14 protein-coding genes are annotated in these 19581 nt (G+C 56.1%); 6 read left to right on the top strand and 8 right to left on the bottom strand.

What is annotated here, in order from left to right; translation table 11 throughout:
• Window positions 1–517 precede the first annotated feature (517 nt).
• Window positions 518–1615, top strand: coding sequence for a DUF5658 family protein (locus tag Fuma_RS18695; RefSeq protein WP_077025464.1), 1098 nt, complete (start codon window positions 518–520; stop codon window positions 1613–1615).
• Between the two features lie 81 nt (window positions 1616–1696).
• Here Fuma_RS18695 and Fuma_RS18690 read toward each other — a convergent pair whose 3' ends face one another.
• The gene (locus Fuma_RS18690) at window positions 1697–2299 is read right to left on the bottom strand and encodes a DNA-3-methyladenine glycosylase family protein (RefSeq protein ID WP_077025463.1); all 603 of its coding nucleotides are present in this window, start codon (window positions 2297–2299) and stop codon (window positions 1697–1699) included.
• Window positions 2300–4120, bottom strand: coding sequence for a hypothetical protein (locus Fuma_RS18685; protein WP_077025462.1), 1821 nt, complete (start codon window positions 4118–4120; stop codon window positions 2300–2302). It abuts the gene before it with no gap.
• Between the two features lie 529 nt (window positions 4121–4649).
• Here Fuma_RS18685 and Fuma_RS18680 point away from each other — a divergent pair.
• Window positions 4650–5237 (top strand): methionine-R-sulfoxide reductase, encoded by a 588-nt coding sequence (locus Fuma_RS18680; RefSeq protein ID WP_083732150.1) that lies wholly within the window; start codon window positions 4650–4652, stop codon window positions 5235–5237.
• Between the two features lie 3 nt (window positions 5238–5240).
• Here the strand turns inward: Fuma_RS18680 and pyk are convergent, their stop codons facing one another.
• Window positions 5241–6704 (bottom strand): pyruvate kinase, encoded by a 1464-nt coding sequence (gene pyk, locus Fuma_RS18675; RefSeq protein WP_077025461.1) that lies wholly within the window; start codon window positions 6702–6704, stop codon window positions 5241–5243.
• Window positions 6705–6949: 245 nt separating this feature from the next.
• Here pyk and Fuma_RS18670 point away from each other — a divergent pair, with 245 nt between their 5' ends.
• Window positions 6950–8296 (top strand): Nramp family divalent metal transporter, encoded by a 1347-nt coding sequence (locus Fuma_RS18670; RefSeq protein ID WP_077025460.1) that lies wholly within the window; start codon window positions 6950–6952, stop codon window positions 8294–8296.
• A 100-nt stretch (window positions 8297–8396) separates the two neighbouring features.
• On the opposite strand, the gene Fuma_RS18665 is transcribed toward Fuma_RS18670, so the two are convergent.
• The 5 genes from Fuma_RS18665 to Fuma_RS18645 all read right to left on the bottom strand — a co-directional run bounded on the left by Fuma_RS18665 (window position 8397) and on the right by Fuma_RS18645 (window position 12353).
• Complete coding sequence (locus tag Fuma_RS18665; protein ID WP_077025459.1) at window positions 8397–8780, bottom strand: VOC family protein; 384 nt, start codon at window positions 8778–8780, stop codon at window positions 8397–8399.
• 31 nt (window positions 8781–8811) lie between these two features.
• A complete protein-coding gene (locus Fuma_RS18660) occupies window positions 8812–10323 on the bottom strand; it encodes a Gfo/Idh/MocA family protein (protein WP_077025458.1) in 1512 nt (503 codons plus the stop codon).
• A 93-nt stretch (window positions 10324–10416) separates the two neighbouring features.
• A complete protein-coding gene (locus tag Fuma_RS18655; protein WP_077025457.1) occupies window positions 10417–11019 on the bottom strand; it encodes a leucine-rich repeat domain-containing protein in 603 nt (200 codons plus the stop codon).
• Window positions 11016–11969, bottom strand: a complete 954-nt coding sequence (fmt, locus tag Fuma_RS18650; RefSeq protein WP_077025456.1) for a methionyl-tRNA formyltransferase — start codon at window positions 11967–11969, stop codon at window positions 11016–11018. The genes Fuma_RS18655 and fmt overlap by 4 nt, the downstream gene beginning before the upstream one ends.
• 12 nt (window positions 11970–11981) lie before the next feature.
• Complete coding sequence (locus tag Fuma_RS18645) at window positions 11982–12353, bottom strand: 2Fe-2S iron-sulfur cluster-binding protein (protein WP_077025455.1); 372 nt, start codon at window positions 12351–12353, stop codon at window positions 11982–11984.
• A 309-nt stretch (window positions 12354–12662) separates the two neighbouring features.
• Here Fuma_RS18645 and Fuma_RS18640 point away from each other — a divergent pair, with 309 nt between their 5' ends.
• From Fuma_RS18640 to Fuma_RS18625, 3 genes are all read left to right on the top strand, one after another.
• Entirely contained in the window at window positions 12663–14318 is a 1656-nt protein-coding gene (locus Fuma_RS18640; protein ID WP_077025454.1) for a sulfatase family protein, read from the top strand.
• An 870-nt stretch (window positions 14319–15188) separates the two neighbouring features.
• Window positions 15189–17504 (top strand): DNA translocase FtsK, encoded by a 2316-nt coding sequence (locus Fuma_RS18630; protein WP_077025452.1) that lies wholly within the window; start codon window positions 15189–15191, stop codon window positions 17502–17504.
• A gap of 137 nt (window positions 17505–17641) precedes the next feature.
• On the top strand, window positions 17642–19576 hold the full coding sequence (locus Fuma_RS18625) for a hypothetical protein (protein ID WP_077025451.1): 1935 nt from the start codon (window positions 17642–17644) through the stop codon (window positions 19574–19576).
• The last annotated feature ends 5 nt before the right edge of the window (window positions 19577–19581 follow it).

Here is a 19581-nt window from a genome sequence, read left to right as displayed (position 1 = left end):
TGAAATGAGGTTCACTGGCTGGCAAATTGTTTGTGGAACTTGCCGAGCTCGGAACGGGGCGGAGTTTAGCGAGCGGTTGGCGGCGATTCCAGAGACCTGCCACAGAAAAACGACAGTATTTGGTCAGCACCCCGTGCCATTTTCGGAGATCGGCTGTTTTCGCCGAACAATTCGGTCTTGTCGGATAACCGGTTTTTCGACAAAACGGCGTTTGTTTTTGTTTTGCGCGACATGAGCCGGCGGCGCCGTCCCGTTAAGAATACAGGATTCGCGGGAGCCTGAGGGGGCTGAACCTGCACATCTGTAGAGTGTCGGGCTCTATGCTGGGCTAAATGACGCCCTTACCCGGCCGCGCCTGGCGTGAGCACCAATGGCGTCGTGGCGCCAAATATTGGCGTTGGCTGTGCGAACTACTCAAACAATTACTTTGGCAAAAAAGAGGCCGGAACATCGTTGGTGAGGAAACAATCCTTCGCAATGCGTCTCACAGTGACAGATTCGGAGTCGAAACACGACCATGCACGACGCTCTCACAGGTATTTCAGGCCCGATCCGCATGATGCTGATGTGCCTGAGTTTGTTGGTATCCGCAACTCAGGTCTGCGCGGTATCTCCGGGCCCCAGCCCATCGATGCGGGTTGCTCCCAAGGATAGCATGACGGCTCACATGTCTATTCCGAAGGCGCCGGTTCCCGATATATGGACGCTCGACCGTGGCTATCTGTTTGTACAGGGGCGCTATGTGCCACTGGGCAGTGAAATTGATGCTGTCGCGGGCTTGGTAACTCTGCCAGCCGAGTATGTGCAGACGGTGCATAAAAAGAATTCCGATGTTACAGATTCGAAGTCAGCCCCTGCGGCTTTGGAACTGACGAACGACGCCGAAGCAAACCTGGAAATCATCAGGACGCTGCGTTCTGACGGCGTTGTTGTCTGCCAATCGAAAGCGGCACCACAAACATGGCCGCTGGCCGATGGTGGCCGGGCAGTGCTTGCATGCCTGCTGGATCCTGCGACCGACTCACCAGATCTCGTGTCTGACCTTCCGGCAGAGTTTCAACACCCGTCGTGGCGACGGTGGTTAACGACTGCTGCGGTCACACCTGACTTCGCGGAGCGTGCGCAGAGTGAAGTGTCTGGCTGGACAGAAACGATATCCGCCAATAAAGCTCAATCTGTTGCGAGGCAGCGGCTGGCCAATTTTAGCTATCCGTTGATGCTGGCGGGTATGGTTTTGGTCGTGCTGTCATTTGGTCAATTGCTGTGGTTTCGGCCGGGCGTGAAACTGCTGGCGGCCGAAGGCGAAGTACCTATCTCGCCGGAAACGGCCACAACGCGGTGCATTGCGTTGTTAGTCATGATGAGCCTCCTCGACTTAACGATGACTTTATTAGCCCATCAGGCTCACGCCATGCTGGAAGTGAACCCGATCGGAAACAGAATTGTGTCCAGCGTGCCGACGCTGATTAGCTTCAAGCTGGGGCTGACCGCTTTCGCCGCGACTGTTCTGTATGTTGCTCGCGGCCAGAAGATCGGTCAGCTGGCCGCATGGTGGGGCTGTCTGATTCTGTGTCTGCTCACGGCGCGGTGGGTGATGTTCAACCAGATCTCGTAATCGATCGCTCGTGCTTTTCCTGCGAGTTTGAAAGCGGTGGCGTTCCCGCATTGGTCTTCGGGCCGCATGTTGAACATTGCTTCACGGTTGCGCATCGGCGATACGATACATGTACATCGCGAGGTAGCTTCTGTGCGGAGCAAACCTCGCTGCTGTCAGCAATGTTCGTCGGCGTTTGTCCGTGAGTCGTTCCAGGGTTTTCCAAACTGTGACATCGCCGTCGGGCCACACGTCTTTGTCGCCAAAGTAGAAGATGGAAACCATGTCGGCCGTCCATTGTCCTACGCCCCAGATCGACGTCAGTTGCTTCGAACGTTCGGCATGACCACACGCTTTTAGCGGCGATACGTCCAGCCTTCCCTGAGCCGACGCGTCGGCGATTGCTTTCATCGCTTTGGTTTTCGCGTTCGATAGTCCGCAGCTTCGCAGTTGCGAGGTTTCCGTTGCTGCGATGTGAGCCATTAAGTCACGTCCGTTTGTGCTGTCAATGACGCGAGCCCAGATCGTTGACGCCGCTTTGGTCGACAACTGTTGGCCAGCTACCATGCGGCACAAAACTTCATCCAGAGATCGGTCGCTGCGTTTCGAAAGCTTTACGGGGCCGATGTCGCTGATGGCGGCGGCGAGGCGAACGGAAACAGTCGTCGATATTTCCAGAAATCGCTCATGCACTTTCTTCGACATTCAATCACCATCTGGTTCAGAAAGGAATTCAACCGGCACATCTTTGACCGTCATTTGACCGGCTTCAAGCTGATCCGCCAATGTGCCAAATTCTTCAGCCCTGCGTTTCAGGTCGCGATCGGTGGCCGCTCGAAAAAACGCATAGCGGTCGAGAACTCCAACAGTGGTGCGATAAGCTCGAGCCAGTACATCCGGCGTCACGTTCTGTTGATGCAAAGCGTCTTGCAGCGTCAGTGAGGTTTTTACGGTCGTCGGATTGGTTTGTTCATTCGCGATCGGAATGACGTCCGCGACGGCGGTCCCTAAAACGAAGCAGGTTTTTAAATTCGGATGGACTCCATCAAGGAAAAATCTCTGGTCGACAAAGCCGTCCGCAACCAGAGCCTGCAGCAGTTGCGGGCAATCAATGATCGCGGCGTCATAATCTGTGGCCACATCACGGCCGATTTCGCAGTAGCTGCTGCGTGTTCGGATGGGGAACTGATCAAGGTCGCGTGCTTGTTGAAAGTACCGATGGGCGGCCGCCGTGTGATCGCCACCGAGCTGCCGGCAGCTGCGGCCCGCCAGATACAAGAACTCGGCAAAATCCGGCTCTTCACGCAAGATGGCTTTGCATAGCGTCAAAGCGCCTTGCCAGGCATGTTGTTGCTGCAGAGTCCGCACCTCCTGCCACGTATCTTCGATTGCCTGCCTGCGCTGCGGGTCGGCATTGTGACACAAGGATCTTATGGGAGCGAACGTCGCTTCATCTGATGCCGGGACGCAGAACACGACTTCGATGTCCAGTGCTTTGGCCCACTTAAACAGCGCGGTAAGCTGATTGCGGTACCGTTGGCGACGGCGTTGCAACAGAGATTCCGTGGCGAGTTCTTCACCGCACAGTCTTGCTGGGCCTCGGGGCACGCCCGCACTCACAGCTCGATTCATCAATTCATTGTTGACCAGCCGAAAGGTGGGCGAATGGTTGTACCACGCATCCAGCTTCCACGCCGTTCGACGATTGACCCCGATCTCTTCAAGGTTGTGAAAAAATTCGTTGTGACCAGAATAGACGATCAAAACATCGGGCCGCACCGTTAACTGTTTCAGGAGACCGACAGCCGTTTCCAGATTGCAACCGGGTTTGGCCAGATTCAGAAGTTCGAAGGATTGCTCTGGCCGTCGGTGCTGCAGCTGACTGACGGCTACCTGAGCGATCCCCCATTCCGGCGCGTATGGGAATCCTCGCATTGTGGACCCACCGACGGCCGCAAGGCGGAAGATTCCGTCATCTGCGATCGGCAGCGTTGGCAGATTCATTCCGTCAGGAAGACGCTGACGTTCGATGACGACTGCGGCGCTTTCAAGCCCGATCAGAATCACAGTTGCGGCGAAGCAGATGCCGAGTCCCGTGGGGACCCATGCCTTCCAGCGCAACCGCCCTCGTCTTAGAGTTTCAGCAAATAAAACGATGCCAACGATCGGCAGCAGCCATATGGCGGCCAGAGCGATTCGAAGCGACAGTTGAATCGCGAACATGCGCCAATAACGGTAGGTACCTGTGACGATCGATATCTGCAAAGCGATCAATGCGGCGTGGATGAGAAACAAAGCGGTCCATTCGGATCGCGATTCCGGGCGCCCATAGCGCCATGTGATGACGACCGCAGCGGCAAGCTGAAGGAATGGCAGCACGGCGGTCAAATCGGCTTTGCGGGGATCTGACAAATACGCCCGTCCCGCCACGACCACCAGCGCCGTGGTGACGGCAAACCACAGCGTGATTTTGACTCCGCGGCGGCGTCGTGGTGGCGCAGTGGGCTGTCGGACAGTTGAGTTCATGAATTTTCAGGCTCAGCGAATAGAAAACACGACCCTGCTCAAAATTTTAGAAATTCTTACCGGCAGATTCTGCAGCTGCGACTCCCAACACTTCGCAAAGTCGGGAATCGCCAGTGTTTATGCGTCTGAACGTGACTACGACGCGCGTCAATAACTCGGAGAAGTCACCTTGACGCGTTTTCAGAATCCATCTACTTTTCGCTCAGACACAACGGGGACACAAAAGTGATCTTCAGCGTGTTGCATGTTACTCACCAATCGCCCCCGGAAGCAGCTTGAGTCCTCCGCCCCCCTGGGATTCGTTGCTTCCGGGACTTACAAAAAAGGCCGCCTGAGTTAATTGGAACTCAGGCGGCCTTTTTTCATGCGCAAACTGCGGCGGCCTGTCTAAAACTAATTGTCGCCGTTGCGTTGGCTTTCTGCTAAAATGCTGTGGCAGCGTTAAGGGCACTTGAGACTCACGCCTTGTCGCCCAGCAAATCAGACATGACGTCGTACAGCAGCAAATTGAACTGTTGAAGGTAAGCCAATGCGGAATCAATATTTATTACTTGTCGGTGTGCTGATTGCCAGCGGCTGTGTGAATGAGGCGTCTGTTGTTTCAAACGTTGATGGAACGACGGATGAATCGGTCATCGGTGGCGATATTAGCGAGGCGCCGGAGGTGAAAGCCGCCAGCAATCAACAACAGGAATCAAAAATGGCGTCGGAAAAAGCACCAACGAACTACAACGAGCTCAGCGACTTCGAGCGATATGTCATCGAGGAAAAAGGAACTGAGTACGCTTTCAAGGGCGAGTACACCGACACCGATGACCCTGGCACATATATCTGCCGTCGTTGCAACGCCAAGTTGTACAAGTCAGACCACAAGTTCCATAGCCACTGTGGATGGCCCGCCTTTGATGACGAAATCGAAGGGGCCGTTAAACGTACCATCGATGCGGACGGTTACCGCGTCGAAATTACGTGTGCCAATTGCGACGGGCACCTCGGCCACGTGTTTGAAGGCGAACGGCTGACCGACAAAAACATCCGCCACTGCGTGAATTCCGTCTCGATGATTTTCGTGCCGGAAGGAAAAGAGATTCCTCCGACGATCAAGCTGGCTGAATAACGGCTAGGGAACCACGTGTACCATCATGAGGTCGTGGCCCTCACCCAGCCAGTTGGTGTGGCCGACAACGACAATTTTGTGGCCACTTTTTAGCACGCGGTTTTCAAGTCCCCACTGCACGACGTACTGCAGCAAAGCATCGGCTGACTGACGAACCAGTTTGCTTTGGATAGACGTCACGCCCCAGAACAGGCACATGCGGCGTACTGTGTCTTCGCGATGAGTGACCGCCAGAATCGGCACCTGCCCTCGCATCCGCGACAGTGCCAACGCTGTGCGACCGGATTCAGTGGCCACCACAATCAGGTCGGCGTCCAGGTCTTCGGCAACGATTGTCGCTCCCAGTGACACAGCTTCCGTGATTGGGTTGGCTCGTCGGAATTCCTGTGACAACCGATCACCGGAGCCAGTGCGGATCACGTACGGTTCGGCCTCATCGATAATTTTTTGCATCATGCGAACGCAGGTCACCGGGTGTTGCCCAATGGCGGTTTCACCCGACAGCATCACGGCGTCTGTGCCGTCAATCACCGCATTCGCGACGTCGCTCACTTCCGCTCGTGTTGGCAGGTCGTTTGTGGTCATGCTGTCCAGCATTTGAGTCGCGGTGATCACCGGGATGCGAGCTGCGTTGCTGCGGCGAATGATGTCCTTCTGTAAAATCGGCACGCGACTGATTTCCGCTTCGACTCCCAAATCGCCGCGAGCCACCATGACGGCGTCTGTGACTTCAAGAATCTGTTTGAGGTCGGCGATGGCTTCGGTTTTTTCAATCTTCGCGACGATCAACGGCCGCGTTTCAGAACCGTTTGCTTCAATCAGCTGCTTCAGATGCGTAATGTCTGCGGCACTGCGGACGAAGCTAAGCCCGATAAAGTCGAGGCGATTCTGTAACGCCCACTTTAAATCGAACTCATCCTTTTCCGTGACGCTCGGAGTGCTAAGCGCGACGCCCGGCAGGTTGACTCCCTGACGGCTGCGAATAATTCCCGGCTCCGCGACAAGGCAGTTCACCGACTGTCCGTCGTCCGCCTTGGCGGTGACCAACATGCTGACAGTACCGTCGGCTAACAGAATGCGGTCGCCAGGATCGACATCGTCGATCAGCTTTTCGTAGGTACAGGTCAGGTCTGTGGAGACGCCGGAATTGGCCGCTCGCACAAAGCGAAACATGGTCCCTTCTGCGCAGTAAACTTCGCCGTCCGCGATTTCGCCTAGCCGGATTTTGGGGCCGGATAGATCGCCCAGGACTCCAACCGGCGTTTTCAATTCTGCCGCCACTTCGCGAATGGTGGCCAGAATGCCGCTCAGCCATTCATGGCTGCCGTGAGCAAAGTTCAAACGAAAGACGTCCACTCCAGCGACGATAAGTTTGCGCAGCACTTCGGCGTTTTCGCACGCAGGGCCGACCGTGGCGATGATTCTTGTCTTCACCAGTTTGCGATGCGGTGAACTGATTTCTGGCATGATATTGTCGTCCCTGAGCAGTGTCGTAATGGCAATCGGGCGGGCCGAAGGTTAGCACATGGCCGTTCGCTGGTGTAGCAGCTGAATCGCTTCTGTTTCTGCGCATACGTCAGCAAGCTGGCGGTAATTCGTGAATGGCCGGTTTCCAATCACCGTCGAATTGTCTCAGAATACGCACCCTCGCCCCGCTACGACCAGCGGCAGCCACGCCTCCCAGTCGCGACACGTCACCACAAGGAAAACTAATGACACAAGACACCTCCCCCGCCATCGTGCATCGCCCTTGGTATTCGCGGATTGGGCCGGGACTGATCACGGCCTGCGTGGTGATCGGGCCAGGCAGTATCATGACGAGCTCAACAATTGGGGCGGGGCGTGGGTATTCGATGCTGTGGGTGGTGATCATCAGCGTCGCGTTCATGCTGGCTTACATGTCTTTGGGAGCAAAGTTAGGTGCTGTTGCCGCCGAATCTCCCGGTGAACTGATTCGCCGTAAAGCGGGGCGCTGGCTTTCTGTGGCGGTCGGAGTGGGTGTGTTCTTCATCGCGGCTGCCTACCAGTCGGGCAACAATATCGGTGTCGCTGCGGCGTTCGAAGCGTTTATCGACAACCGCATGATTGTGGCCGCGTTGGTGGTGTTGTTTAACGCGTTTGCGATCTCGTTTTTGTTCGCCTTCAAAGACATGTACCGCATGCTGGAACGTCTGATGATGGGCTTTGTGGCGTTGATGCTGGCCAGCTTTGCGATCAACCTTTTCAGGCTAAAACCGAATCTGGGCGACATGCTGAAAGGCTTTGTGCCAACCACCGATATGTCTGGCGACATGGTGACGGTTGTTGGGCTGGTCGGCACGACGTTTGTGATTTCCGGTGCCTTCTATCAGGCCTACCTTGTCCGTCAGAAGGGATGGAAAGTCGATGACCTGTCCAACGGGTTGGTCGACGCTCGAGTCGGTTCAGTGATCATGTTTCTGATCACCGTGATGCTGATGTCGACGGCGGCCGCTGCGTTTGCCGGCCGTACGGATGTTGTGTTGGAGAGTCCGGTCGACGTGGCCGAAGGACTGAAGGCGACGTTTGGTTCCAGTGCCAAGATCATCTTCTGTCTGGGCTTGTTTTCGGCCGCATATTCGTCGTTTCTGGTGAATTCTATGGTGGGCGGTTTTATGGCATCTGATGGACTCGGTTGGGGCAGCAAGCCATCGGATCTCGGGCCAAAGCTGTTGACTACGGCCGGACTGTTGACCGGTATGGCGGTTGGCCTGGCTGTCATGATTTTTGATTTCGACCGAGCCCCCACGATCATTGCGGCTCAGGCGGTCACAGTCGTTGCTGCCCCATTAGTCGCGGGCGTGCTGCTGTGGCTGACTTCGTCGCGCGACGTCATGGGCGAACACGTTAATGGTCCCGTCATGACGACATTTGCCGGTCTCGGCCTGGTGATGCTGATTGTTATGGCTGGCAAAACGGCAATTTACGATCTGCCCGCCAAGGTCGAAGCTTATCGGGCGTCGACAGCAACCACAGGCGAAGCCGATACGGCAGACGCGAAGATTCCGGCGGCAGTTGGCGGTGCAGAAGTGAGCGAGTAACGGCGACGGCGCTGTCGCTGTGGTTCTGCTTAAGTGAAGCCAGCGTTTTTGGTCACCAGCCCGCCGGAAAGCTAATCAGCAATCCGGCGGGCGGCACCGTTCATTCAGTCGGAAACTGAGCAAAGTGAATCAGCACTCCGGCCGGATCCCAAACGTGAAATGTTTGGGCATAGCCTTCGTCGCCGATTTCACTGTCGTGGCGAGCACCACCTGCGAAGTTGTTGGTTGTAAACGCGTTCTTCACGAAAGCGAACCAGTCTTCGACGCATTCCACCGCAACGTGCAGCATCGTGTTGTTGCACCACTGCCGGTCGTAATACCGTTGCAGATAGAAGCGGTGGTTGCCGAGTTCCATGACTCGCAAGTCATCTGAGTCGTAGATGACTTGCCAGCCCAATGCGACGTAGAAATCACGAGACGCGTTGAAGTCTCGTGACCCGATAAAAGACTTAATGTCGGTGACGGTTAGGTTTGGAGTTGTCATCGGCGTCCGTCTTTTGTCGTCGCAACTCAGCCTATACGTCCGCTGCCTTCGGGCACACGTATGGTGCGCGGTATTCGCGAGTCAGCCATCGGTTGGCGTCGTCGTTGTTGGTGAAGACTTCTTTTTCAGGGTCGAATTTCAGCACTGGTCCCAAAGAAATCGGGTACTTGCCTAGGTCAACGCCGTTCTGTTCCAGGTGCTTGATCGTGCGATCCGCAGTTACGCCGTCGTCGTCGATGCTCTTCACACCCTTCAACGCTGATTTCAGTTCGGCGGCTGTCACGTGGTTATCTTCGCCCATGTAGTACGAGATATTTCCAAGGTGACTAACACCGGCCGACAGATGTCCTTCGCGGACGTCTGCATTCAGGTCAGCCATATTGCGACTTTCGCACGCGCCGAGGAAATTACCGTAGTGGTCTCCGCCACCTTTGAATTCCTTGACCACGTTCATGTCTTTGTCGTACGCGATGCAGTGCGAGTACGACTTCTGCACCAAGTAGCCGTCGGTTCCGTAAAATACGACGCCGATTTTGTTGCCCTTGGTACTCTGGAACAGCGTATTTAGTTCCTCATCCGCTGAATTGCTGACGTCAAGACCGCGTGTTTCGAACACGATGCACTTGTCGCCGTAGTCGTAGATTGAAACCAGCGTGTTTCCGGTGTCACCAGCATCAACGTAGTTCGGATCCTTGCGTTCTGCCTGATAGCCAAGCCGGCCGCCGTACGTGACGATTGTGTTTGGGTGAGCGTTCACGCCGAGACCCCAGCGGGCGACGTCGGTTTGGTGAGGGCCCTGGTTGCCGAGGTCACCGTTGCCGTAATTTCGCTGCCAGTGCCAGTCGTAGTGAAAACGCTGTCGCGTGACTTTAGGGGCGGTGTATTGAGCGGGGCCGCTCCACAGGTCGAAGTTCACGTTGCTGGGAATTGCGTAGTCGCCCAGTGCTCCGATCGATTTTCTGCGTTTGTAGCACAAGCCACGAGCGAAGTTGCATTCTCCGATGCCGCCATTGCGGACGAATTCCGTTGCTTCGATGCAAGCCTTGCTGGAACGGCATTGCGTACCGACCTGGCACATCTTTTTGTACTTGCGAGCCGCCGCGATCAGTGCAGTGCCTTCGTGCACGTTGTGGCACACGGGCTTTTCGACGTAGGCATCTTTGCCATGCTGCATCGCCCAGATGCCGGTCAAGGCGTGCCAGTGGTTTGGGGTCGCGGTGCTGACGACATCAATGGCATCGTCTTCGAATGCTTTCCGCATGTCCGTGTAGAATTTTGGACGGACGCCCTGCTTCTTTTCAATAGCTTCGCAGCGTTTGTTGCCGACGTCTTCATCGACGTCCACGATGGCACGGATTTCTGTGCGATCATCACCCAGCCAGCCGTTGATGTGGTCTCCGCCACGGCCATTGGCACCCACGACGCAGGCGCCCATTTTGGCATTCGCAGAAGTGCCGGCTCGGCCAATCGCCGGGGCGAAGGCAAACGCCGTACTGGCGGCGGCCGTGGTTTTTACAAAGGAACGACGTGATTGCTGACTCATCAGGTGGGCTCCATATTTGGAATTTTGGGTGGGTTCGCGAGTATTCAACGTTGATACGGTAAGCGATTCTGTGGCAGAAATCCACTTGCCAATTCAAAACTCGATCTTGCACTGCGGCAATTTGCGGGACAGCTTTAAAATTGCTTCTTCGGACAGCTGAGTGTCCACCACCGTCAGGTTCGTGAGTTGCTTCAGTTTCGCAAGATCATCGATACAGGCGTCGGTAATTTGAGTCCCGTCCAGTTTTAACCACCGTAAATCCTTTAGCTTGACGATTTCTCGGACTGTCTGATCGCCGACATTTGTATTCGCAAGCCTCAACGTGGACAGCCACTTCAGTCGACCCAGCACTTTTGCCGACTTGTCGGTGATTTGAGTGTTGCGGATATCCAACGCCGTGAGGTTGCGGAACGTGCGGAGTGTATCGCCGAGCGATTGGAGGATCTCATCGTCCGTTTTGTCGGTGGCGCTGGGAGGCAGCGTGATGCGAACAGGGTCCCAGAAACAATCGTTGTCGTTGACAAGCTTTCTCAGCCAGTCCGGCTTCCAATACCGAAATCCCATTGTACCGCCGGCTTCTTTGACGGCCGTGATCGCCACTTTGCGATCGTGCAACCGTTCAGCCACGCCCATGACCACCACTGAGATCGCAATTGCGAACAGAAAGTTGGTCGGTGGCGGAAGCTGGCGACTCATGTGAATTTCGCTCCGTCGCCGATTCCGTAACCATTGGCAAACGATGTGGCGTCCATCGGCTTTTTACCTTCCGGCTGAATCGTTTGTACAGCGAGCAGGCCACCGCCGGTTTGAACGACCAGCGGCCTGTCGTCCTTCACGACGCTTCCCGGTGGCGAATTGGCGTTCCCTGGCTCGTCCAGCGGTGTTGCCTGCACGATGATGCATCTCAACGGCTTGCGATCCGGAACATGCAGCACGGTAGACGCCTTCGGCCACGGCTGCATCGCTCGCACATGACAATCGATTTCGCGAGCCGACTGAGTCCAGTTGATCAGGCCGTCTTCTTTTTTGATCTTGCCCGCCAGCGTCACAAGCGATGTATCTTGAGCCTCAAATCTGGCTGTGCCGGCTTGAAGTTCGTCCAGGGCTTTCAGGGTGAGGCCGGGGCTGAGGTCCGCCAGTCGCACCATCAGTTCCCCGGACGTTTCCTGCGGTCCAATCGGCGTGGAAATCTGTCCGATCATGGGGCCGGAGTCCAGCGCGAGTTCGATCTGAAAGATCGTTACGCCAGCGTCTGCGTCGCCCTTCCAGATCGAGTATTGAACCGGTGCAGCGCCGCGATGGCGGGGCAGCAGCGAGCCATGCAAATTGAAAGCGCCCAACGGGGCGATCGCCAGAAATTCGGCCTTCAGAATCTGGCCGTACGCCGCAACGATGAACACGTCTGCCGCGAGGGCCTTGAGTTGTTCCAATACATCCGGCTGATTGATGTTTTGCGGTTGGAACACCGGAACGTCATGCCCGGTGGCCAGTTCCTTCACTTTGTTGACGTGGCGGTGATGCCCACGGCCGGTGCGGTCCGGTTGAGTGTACGCGGCCACGACTTCGTGCCGGTCAGATTCCATCAGCGCCCGAAATGTGGGCAGCGCGAATTCGCCAGTCCCGAAGACCGCAACTCGAAGTGGCATGGGCGGGTCCTGTTAGTTCCAGAACTTCTCACCGTGCCAGTTGATCGGTGGGTGTGTTTCCACTTCCACGTCGCCGTGTACTTTCGTCTGGCAGGCCAGACGCACGTCTTTGCTGGGGTTGCTGAGGATTTTGATCAGAAACAGAGGCAGAGGCGTCAACCATTTGGCGACGATTCGCTCGCAAAACGTCCGCGGTGTGCAATTATCGCTGCCGGACTTCACTGACACGTTGCAGCTTCCGCAAGCGCCCATTCCCATGCAGTTCAGGACTTTGTGAGGTCCGGAGTACAGTTGCACGCCATTTTTGCGAGCGACGCTGCGGATATCTTCACCGTCCTGAGCTTCGACGGTCACTTTTTCTTTGACGAAGGTGATTTTCGGCATAACGGGCCTGTTGATGTGCTGCGAAGTCGAGTTGACGAATTTCCGTTGGCGGCATCGGACGCATGCCACAACGGGCACCAGACGGTGCGAATCGACAATGATATATCGCAGAAAATATTAACTCTCCAGCCCTTCAAATTCCAGACCCTCCACTCGGTCCCCGCACCTGAGAATTCCCGGCCCGATCTGTCGCTTATGACGGCAGCTGCCCCGCGAACGTGGGTTTCATCGTGCGAGTTGAAAAGTGAATCGACCGCCGGTAACCTCGAACAGCTCCTGTCTTCGCCATTCTTCGCTTAAGGAACCGGCATGCTGACCGCTCGCGCACTTCTTGTTGGCCTCGCTGTCGCTGCGTCCGGCCTTCCCGCAAACGCCGAAGAAACCCGGCCCAACATCGTGTTCATCTTTACGGATGACCACGCGGCTCATGCGATGAGCTGCTATGGATCTAAGATCAACACAACACCCAATCTGGATCGCATTGCCAACGAAGGCATGCTGTTTACAAATTGCTTCTGCACGAATTCGATTTGCGGCCCCAGTCGAGCGGTCATTCAAACGGGCAAGCACAGCCACTTGAACGGTTTTCTGCACAACGGCAACCGCTTCGACGGATCGCAGCAGACGTTCCCCAAACTGCTGCAGAAAGTTGGCTACCAAACGGCCGTCGTCGGCAAATGGCATTTGGCCACGGCACCTCAGGGGTACGATTATTCTGAAGTATTGAAGGGACAGGGGCCGTACTACAACCCGCCGATGTTGCTAAACGGAAATCCGAAGCCCGTTCAGCACACGGGCTACACAACCGACATTATCACAGATCTCGCTTTGGACTGGTTGAAGGAAAAACGCGACGCCGACAAGCCGTTCATGCTGATGTTTCAACACAAGGCACCTCACCGTAATTGGCAACCGGGGCCGAAGCATTTGCACATGTACGACGACGTGGAAATCCCCGAACCGGACAACCTGTTCGACGACTGGTCAGGTCGAGGGTCCGCCGCTCAAACGCAGGACATGACCATCAGCAAAACAATGACTCGCTATGACCTGAAGCTCGATCCGCCGCGCGGGCTGACAAAAGAACAGCTTGAGGTCTGGAATGAAGCCTACGGCCCGAAGAACAAGGCTTTCGAAGAAGCAAAGCTGACGGGCAAAGATCTGGTTCGCTGGAAATACCAACGTTACATCAAAGACTACCTTCGCTGCGTGGCATCCGTGGACGACAACGTGGGCCGAGTCCTCGATTATCTGGACGAAGCAGGGCTGGCCGAGAACACAGTTGTTATTTATTCATCCGACCAGGGATTCTACCTGGGCGATCACGGCTGGTTCGATAAACGTTTCATGTACGAAGAATCCTACCGCATGCCGCTGATGGTTCGCTGGCCGGGCAAGGTAAAGCCGAAGACGGTGAATCACAATCTGGTTTCAAACCTCGACTACGCAGAAACGTTCCTCGACATCGCCGGTGCTGAAATCCCGAGTGACATGCAGGGCAAAAGTCTCGCGTCTCTGATGCAGGCCAGTCCATCCGCAGCAGAAGATCTGACGCCGCCGCCGAAGACCATCGGCTTCAACAAGTCGCTGACAAATTGCACTCAGCCCGATTTTCGAGATGCCCTCTACTACCACTACTACGAATTCAACGGCGAGCGACGAACGGCTCACATGGTGCGTCGCCACTGCGGAGTTCGCACAGATCGGTACAAGCTGATTCACTTTTACAATCTGGACGAATGGGAGTTGTACGACCTGGAAAAAGACCCCCGAGAAATGCGCAGCCGCTACGACGATCCAGACTACGCGGACGTTGTGAAGAAACTAAAAACGCGACTGGCCGAATTGCAGAAGGAATACAAAGTTCCGGACGACACCGGCTCCGTACCTGCCGACGCGCCATCGCTGCACCTGAAGCCCGGTCAGCGAAAGGCAAAGCCGAAGCCGGCAAAGAAAGCGGCTTAGGACTCGCACCGAACGCTAACCGCGAGTCGGTTCCGATCGCCTGCGGCTCAGGATGTCGAGTTTGTTACAGCCGGATTGACACGAGTCGTTTAACCCGTAGCCGGAGGCGCAGGCGTTGCAGGAGACGGCTGTGTCGCAACGGAAGCGGAACGTTCACGGACGCCGATCAGCGGACGCCTGCGCCTCCGGCTACGGGTTAAACGATCCGTTGGCTTTGCCGCCAGAGATGCGTAGATTTCCCGCAGTAATAAAGTCGAACGGAGAAGTTGCCACGTAGATCGGACTTCGCATCTGCGGACGCAGTCGCATGGTTTTGGATCGCGTTCGGCGAAGTGCCATCGGGCCGCTGGCACCTACTGGAGTGTGCTGGCCGCCACAACTGATTGATTGTGGATAAATCGATTACCAGGCACATTCCACAAAACCGAATGTCGCACTGACGCAAACGGATTCGTATCGAAACACGACCACGTTTCCGTCAAGTTGCAATCGCGAAACTGTCTGCTGTTGAGTTCAAGCGGCACACTCCGCTGCAGGACTCGCCGCAGATTCGGCACATCTGCTGTATGCGGCCCTTTTCGCTGAAGTGCCCAGGCCGCATGTCCGTTCTGCGCGACGCTGCGTCAGAGGTAGCGAACGCAAAATTGACCAGCGGACTCATGCTGGAGTGGTACAGTTGTGTGAAGTCCTGAGCCAAAAGTTGCGGGGCTTCAAACGACAAACAGCAATTCTTACCTCGCCCCGACCGGGGCCTACGCACCCTATTTACTACCGCTCACAAAACCAAAATCGACGACATGTTCGTCGCGGGATCGCGCTATGCGCTGACCGCGGCCAGGTTCGACTTTCTTCTTCAGGAACCAAACACGAATGTTCGACTACGAACGATTTCGAAACGACGTACTCGCACTGGGGCTATTGGCCCTGGTTGTGTTCGTTGGTTTGAGTTTTCTGAGTTACGATCCGGCCGATCCCCCTTCTGATCTGGTCTTTCCGGCTCGCCGCACACCGATCAACATTTGCGGTTCCACGGGCGCCGCGATTGCGTTCTACGGACGACAGGTACTCGGTGCCGGCGTATGGATGGTAATGGCGGCGATGGTGGCGTGGGACATCAATCTGTTTTCGCGAGACATCACGAAACGTAACTGGCTGGCGCTGGCTGGCACGGCGTTGTTAGTGTTGTCGTCCTGCGTGGCGTTTCAGTTGGCGTTGCCGAGTATCAATTCCGGGTCAACCTACGGCAGTGGCGGCGTGCTGGGGGCATGGATGGGCGTCGGCATGCAACATGCGTTTTCACCGATCGGCGTGTTCATTTTAACGCTGTGTGGATTGCTGTCTGGCTGGATGCTGTCTCCTTTGTGGGCCGTGACATCACCAGGCGTGAAGCTGGCAACGCTGCCCCTGGCCTTCCTGTCCAGCGTGGGTTCCGTGGCCACCGCAATCAAGCCAAAGGCACGCGAAGAATCGTCAAAAGAAGTTGCGACCGTCGACAACGAAAACGAAGTTGACGAGGAAAAGTACGCCACACTGTCGATCAACATGCCGGCCGAACCGGTAATCGAAGAACCAGTCGATGACGAACCCGAAGAGGAGGAACTGGAAGAAGAGGATGAGCCTGAACTGAAGGTTAACGCACCTGCGGAACTGATTGTGCATCGGCCTGAAGAAGGTGAATACGTCGCACGTCAATACGACCTGCCAGACCTGCGTTTGCTGGAAGAGCCCGAAGAATTCCCTTACGAATTTCTGGCCAAGAAGGCTCGCATTGCCGCTGCGACGTTGGAAAAAACCTTCGAACAGTTCGGTTTAAACATTCGAGTCTCCGAAGTCGACACCGGCCCGGCAGTCACTCAGTTTGAACTCGACCTGGAACCCGGTCTGCGCCTGAACAAAGTCACCGCTCTGGAAGACGACCTTGCGATTGGTCTGCGAGTTCCTGCTGTCCGTGTGGTGGCACCAATTCCGGGCAAGAATACCGTCGGCGTGGAAGTGCCGAACGAAAAGCAGGTGACCGTGCGTCTGCGTGAGTTGATTCAAACTTACGGCAGCAAGGCCGACGAATTCAAGATTCCGCTGTTCTTCGGCAAGGATGTTAGCGGCCGACCTCTGGCCGTCGATCTGGCCAAGATGCCTCACCTGCTGATCGCTGGTCGTACGGGTACTGGTAAGAGCGTTTGCTTGAACACGTTGATCCTGTCAATGCTGATGACGCGGACGCCAGACGAAGTCAAGATGCTGATGATCGACCCCAAGATGGTGGAACTCAGCCCTTACAAAAACCTGCCGCACCTGATGCACCCCGTCATCACGGATATGAAGAAAGCGGAAGCGGTTTTGGCATGGGCGGTCGACAAGATGGAAGAACGTTACGACCTGTTGTCGAAGGTTGGCGTGCGGCATTTGGAAGGCTTCAACAAGATGGATCGATCGACTGTGCTTAGCAAGATGGGCATCAGTGAGCTGCATGAAGAAGCTCAAGGTGTGCCACACAAGATGCCGTACATTGTGATCATTGCGGACGAAATGGCTGACCTGATGATGACCAGTGGCAAGGATGTGGAAGCTCACATCATCCGACTGGCTCAAAAGTCGCGTGCCGTGGGTATTCACCTTGTGTTGGCGACTCAGAAGCCGACCGTCGATGTCATCACGGGACTGATTAAGTCGAACCTGCCCGCTCGAGTTTCGTTTCAGGTGGCCAGCAAGATGGACAGTCGAGTTGTCCTTGACGAAGGTGGTGCCGAACGACTGCTGGGTTGCGGCGACATGTTGTACCTCGCTCCGGGCACCAGTAGCCTCACGCGAGCTCAGGGAACGTACGTCAGCGATGAAGAGATCAATGCTGTGATCGACTTCTTCAGCGACGTGGAACCCGAGTACAGCGAAGAACTGCAACAGGTCGTGGCCCGCAGTGCTCAAGCGAGCACCGAAGGTAGCGGAGACAGTGGGCCTCGCCCCAACGATTCGTTGTACGACGATGCCTGCGATGTCGTGGTGCGAGAAGGTCGTGGTAGTTGCTCATTGCTGCAGCGTTGCCTGGGCATCGGCTACGGTCGAGCGTCCCGCATGATCGACTGGATGGCGGAGGACGGGATCGTCGGCGAGCACAACGGAGCAAATGCCCGTGAGGTGTTGTTCACGGTGGACGAATGGGAGTCTGAAAAGGCCTCTCGGACGGGATAGCTGACACCCGCTGTGGGGGGGGGGGCTGGCGTGCCGGACTGGGGCTGCGGAAGATTCAGTTCGCTTGCCCACGGCGATGGTGTGACGCCGCCAGCCGGACTCGCTAGAATGCCTGGTGCAACTTCAACGGAGGCACCATGAAATCTACGTCCGACGCACTGAAACTTGGTCAACGAATCACCATCCTGCCCGTCGTGCATGGCAGTGGTGATTTTGCGGTCGAGGTACGTCGACTGATGCTGTCGACCAGCTTTGACTGCGTCGCCGTGCCGTTGCCGCCGTCGTTTCAAAACGAAGTGGAAGCCGCCGTTCAATGGCTGCCGAATGTGTCTGTCGTTCTGCAACGCGAACCGAAACAAACGTTTGCGACAGAGACTGAGTATTCGCCCGACGACGATGATGACGACGACGACGACATCGAGAGCATGTTTGGCGGTGAGAATCCCTTCGGTGAAGAAGGTCGAGCGAGCTATGTGCCGGTCGATCCGTGTCAGCCGGTGATCGCTGCGTTGCGAATCGCCATGCAGGAACACATCTCTCGCGAATTTATCGACATCGAAGACGAGCACTACCTTCCCGTGACGGCAATTCTGCCGGACCCGTACGCTCTGAAACAGGTGTCCACCGAACGGTTTGCTGCCGCCGTCCTGCCGGCGATCGCAAAGCCGGAAGAGGACTCTCGTATCCGCCGAATTCACTGGATGGCGAACGAGCTGCATCGGCTGGCGAAGACGCGAAAATCGATCCTCTTCGTTTGCAGCGTTCTGGACTGGCCATGGATTCGCGATGCATATCAATCTGCCGTTGACCGGCCGCCAGCTGCGCCGAAGCCGGCGAACCCGGCTCGCATTTTCGCCGTCGAACCTCGCACGTTAACGTTTGTCCTCGGCGAACTTCCGTTCATCACCGGCCGCTACGAACAGGCGCGAGCGGAACTGGATGACGACGAAAACCTTAGCATCGACGGCATTAAATCTCTGTTGCTGGCCGCCCGAGACAGCTATCGCGAAGAGTTCAAAAAGCGAGCTCGTCCGATCACGCCTCAGTTGCTGAAAGTTCTGCTGAAATACGCGCGCAACCTGTCGTTGATGGAACGTCGCTTTACGCCGGATCTTTACACCCTGGTTTCGGCGTCTCAGCAAATTGCAGGCGACCAGTTTGCGATCCATGTGGCCGAGACCGCTCGCAGCTATCCGTATTTTGATGACGACGAACATCCCGAAGTTCGCTTTGGGATCGACCAGATTATCCTGCCGGATTTCACTCACTTAAAAGTCGTCAGCCGCTTGCCTGGCCATCCGATGGTATGGCGAAGTTGCAATTTGAACCCTCGCCCGGAACGACAGCAACAAGTCGAATGGCAGCGCGCGTGGAATCCATTCGGGCAATGCAGCTGGCCGCCGGAAGACGAAGCGATCGAACGCTTTCGGACGCACATCAAGGATTCGGCCATCGACCTCATCGGCAACGACCTGGCTCGCACCGAAAAGTTCGGAGCCAGCATGAAGGATGGTCTGGACATCCGCGAAACGTTGCGAAACTGGCACACCGGTGACCTTTACGTGAAGGTCTTTCCGCCCGCCCGAGGCAAGCTGGACTGCGTGGTGATGCTGTTTGATTCGCCGGCCGATCCTCGCGATTATCCGTGGCGGATCACATGGCACGCGGAACATCACGACGAATCGACTCTGTCACTATTCGCGACCGATTTCCATAAGAATCCCGTCGGGCCCGGCATCTGTTTGGCTCAATACGGCGGCTGCATGTTTCTGTTTCCGCCACGCCCGATTCCGGACATTTTTCACGACCCGCGATTCAACTTCACGGACACGCTGGAAGAACGGCTTCTGGCTGCCGCTCTGTTCTATAGCCGTGAGAAACATATCGCGTTACTAAGTCATTCGCCGCCAGGTGCTGGCTGGCGGCGGTTGGCTCGCAAATACAAGAAGAAGATTGTCCACGTGCCGATGACTCGCTTCGGTTCGTCGACCATTGACAAGCTGCGGATGTTTCACGTACTAAACGGCCAACCAGTCCGCAGTTTCGCGGCCGACTTTATTCGTAAACCCTAACCTGC

It is taken from the genome of Fuerstiella marisgermanici (assembly GCF_001983935.1).
Classification (GTDB): domain Bacteria; phylum Planctomycetota; class Planctomycetia; order Planctomycetales; family Planctomycetaceae; genus Fuerstiella; species Fuerstiella marisgermanici.
Note: the sequence above shows the minus strand (reverse complement) of the source record. Positions and strands in the feature narration are given on the sequence as shown.

Bases quoted from the DNA above. Each gene is read 5' to 3' on its own strand.
- Fuma_RS18690 (WP_077025463.1), bottom strand. From the start codon at position 2,299: ATGTCGAAGAAAGTGCATGAGCGATTTCTGGAAATATCGACGACTGTT.
- Fuma_RS18660 (WP_077025458.1), bottom strand. From the start codon at position 10,323: ATGAGTCAGCAATCACGTCGTTCCTTTGTAAAAACCACGGCCGCCGCC.
- Fuma_RS18670 (WP_077025460.1), top strand. From the start codon at position 6,950: ATGACACAAGACACCTCCCCCGCCATCGTGCATCGCCCTTGGTATTCG.
- Fuma_RS18630 (WP_077025452.1), top strand. From the start codon at position 15,189: ATGTTCGACTACGAACGATTTCGAAACGACGTACTCGCACTGGGGCTA.
- pyk (WP_077025461.1), bottom strand. From the start codon at position 6,704: ATGCCAGAAATCAGTTCACCGCATCGCAAACTGGTGAAGACAAGAATC.
- Fuma_RS18640 (WP_077025454.1), top strand. From the start codon at position 12,663: ATGCTGACCGCTCGCGCACTTCTTGTTGGCCTCGCTGTCGCTGCGTCC.
- Fuma_RS18665 (WP_077025459.1), bottom strand. From the start codon at position 8,780: ATGACAACTCCAAACCTAACCGTCACCGACATTAAGTCTTTTATCGGG.
- Fuma_RS18680 (WP_083732150.1), top strand. From the start codon at position 4,650: ATGCGGAATCAATATTTATTACTTGTCGGTGTGCTGATTGCCAGCGGC.
- Fuma_RS18655 (WP_077025457.1), bottom strand. From the start codon at position 11,019: ATGAGTCGCCAGCTTCCGCCACCGACCAACTTTCTGTTCGCAATTGCG.
- Fuma_RS18625 (WP_077025451.1), top strand. From the start codon at position 17,642: ATGAAATCTACGTCCGACGCACTGAAACTTGGTCAACGAATCACCATC.
- Fuma_RS18645 (WP_077025455.1), bottom strand. From the start codon at position 12,353: ATGCCGAAAATCACCTTCGTCAAAGAAAAAGTGACCGTCGAAGCTCAG.
- fmt (WP_077025456.1), bottom strand. From the start codon at position 11,969: ATGCCACTTCGAGTTGCGGTCTTCGGGACTGGCGAATTCGCGCTGCCC.
- Fuma_RS18695 (WP_077025464.1), top strand. From the start codon at position 518: ATGCACGACGCTCTCACAGGTATTTCAGGCCCGATCCGCATGATGCTG.
- Fuma_RS18685 (WP_077025462.1), bottom strand. From the start codon at position 4,120: ATGAACTCAACTGTCCGACAGCCCACTGCGCCACCACGACGCCGCCGC.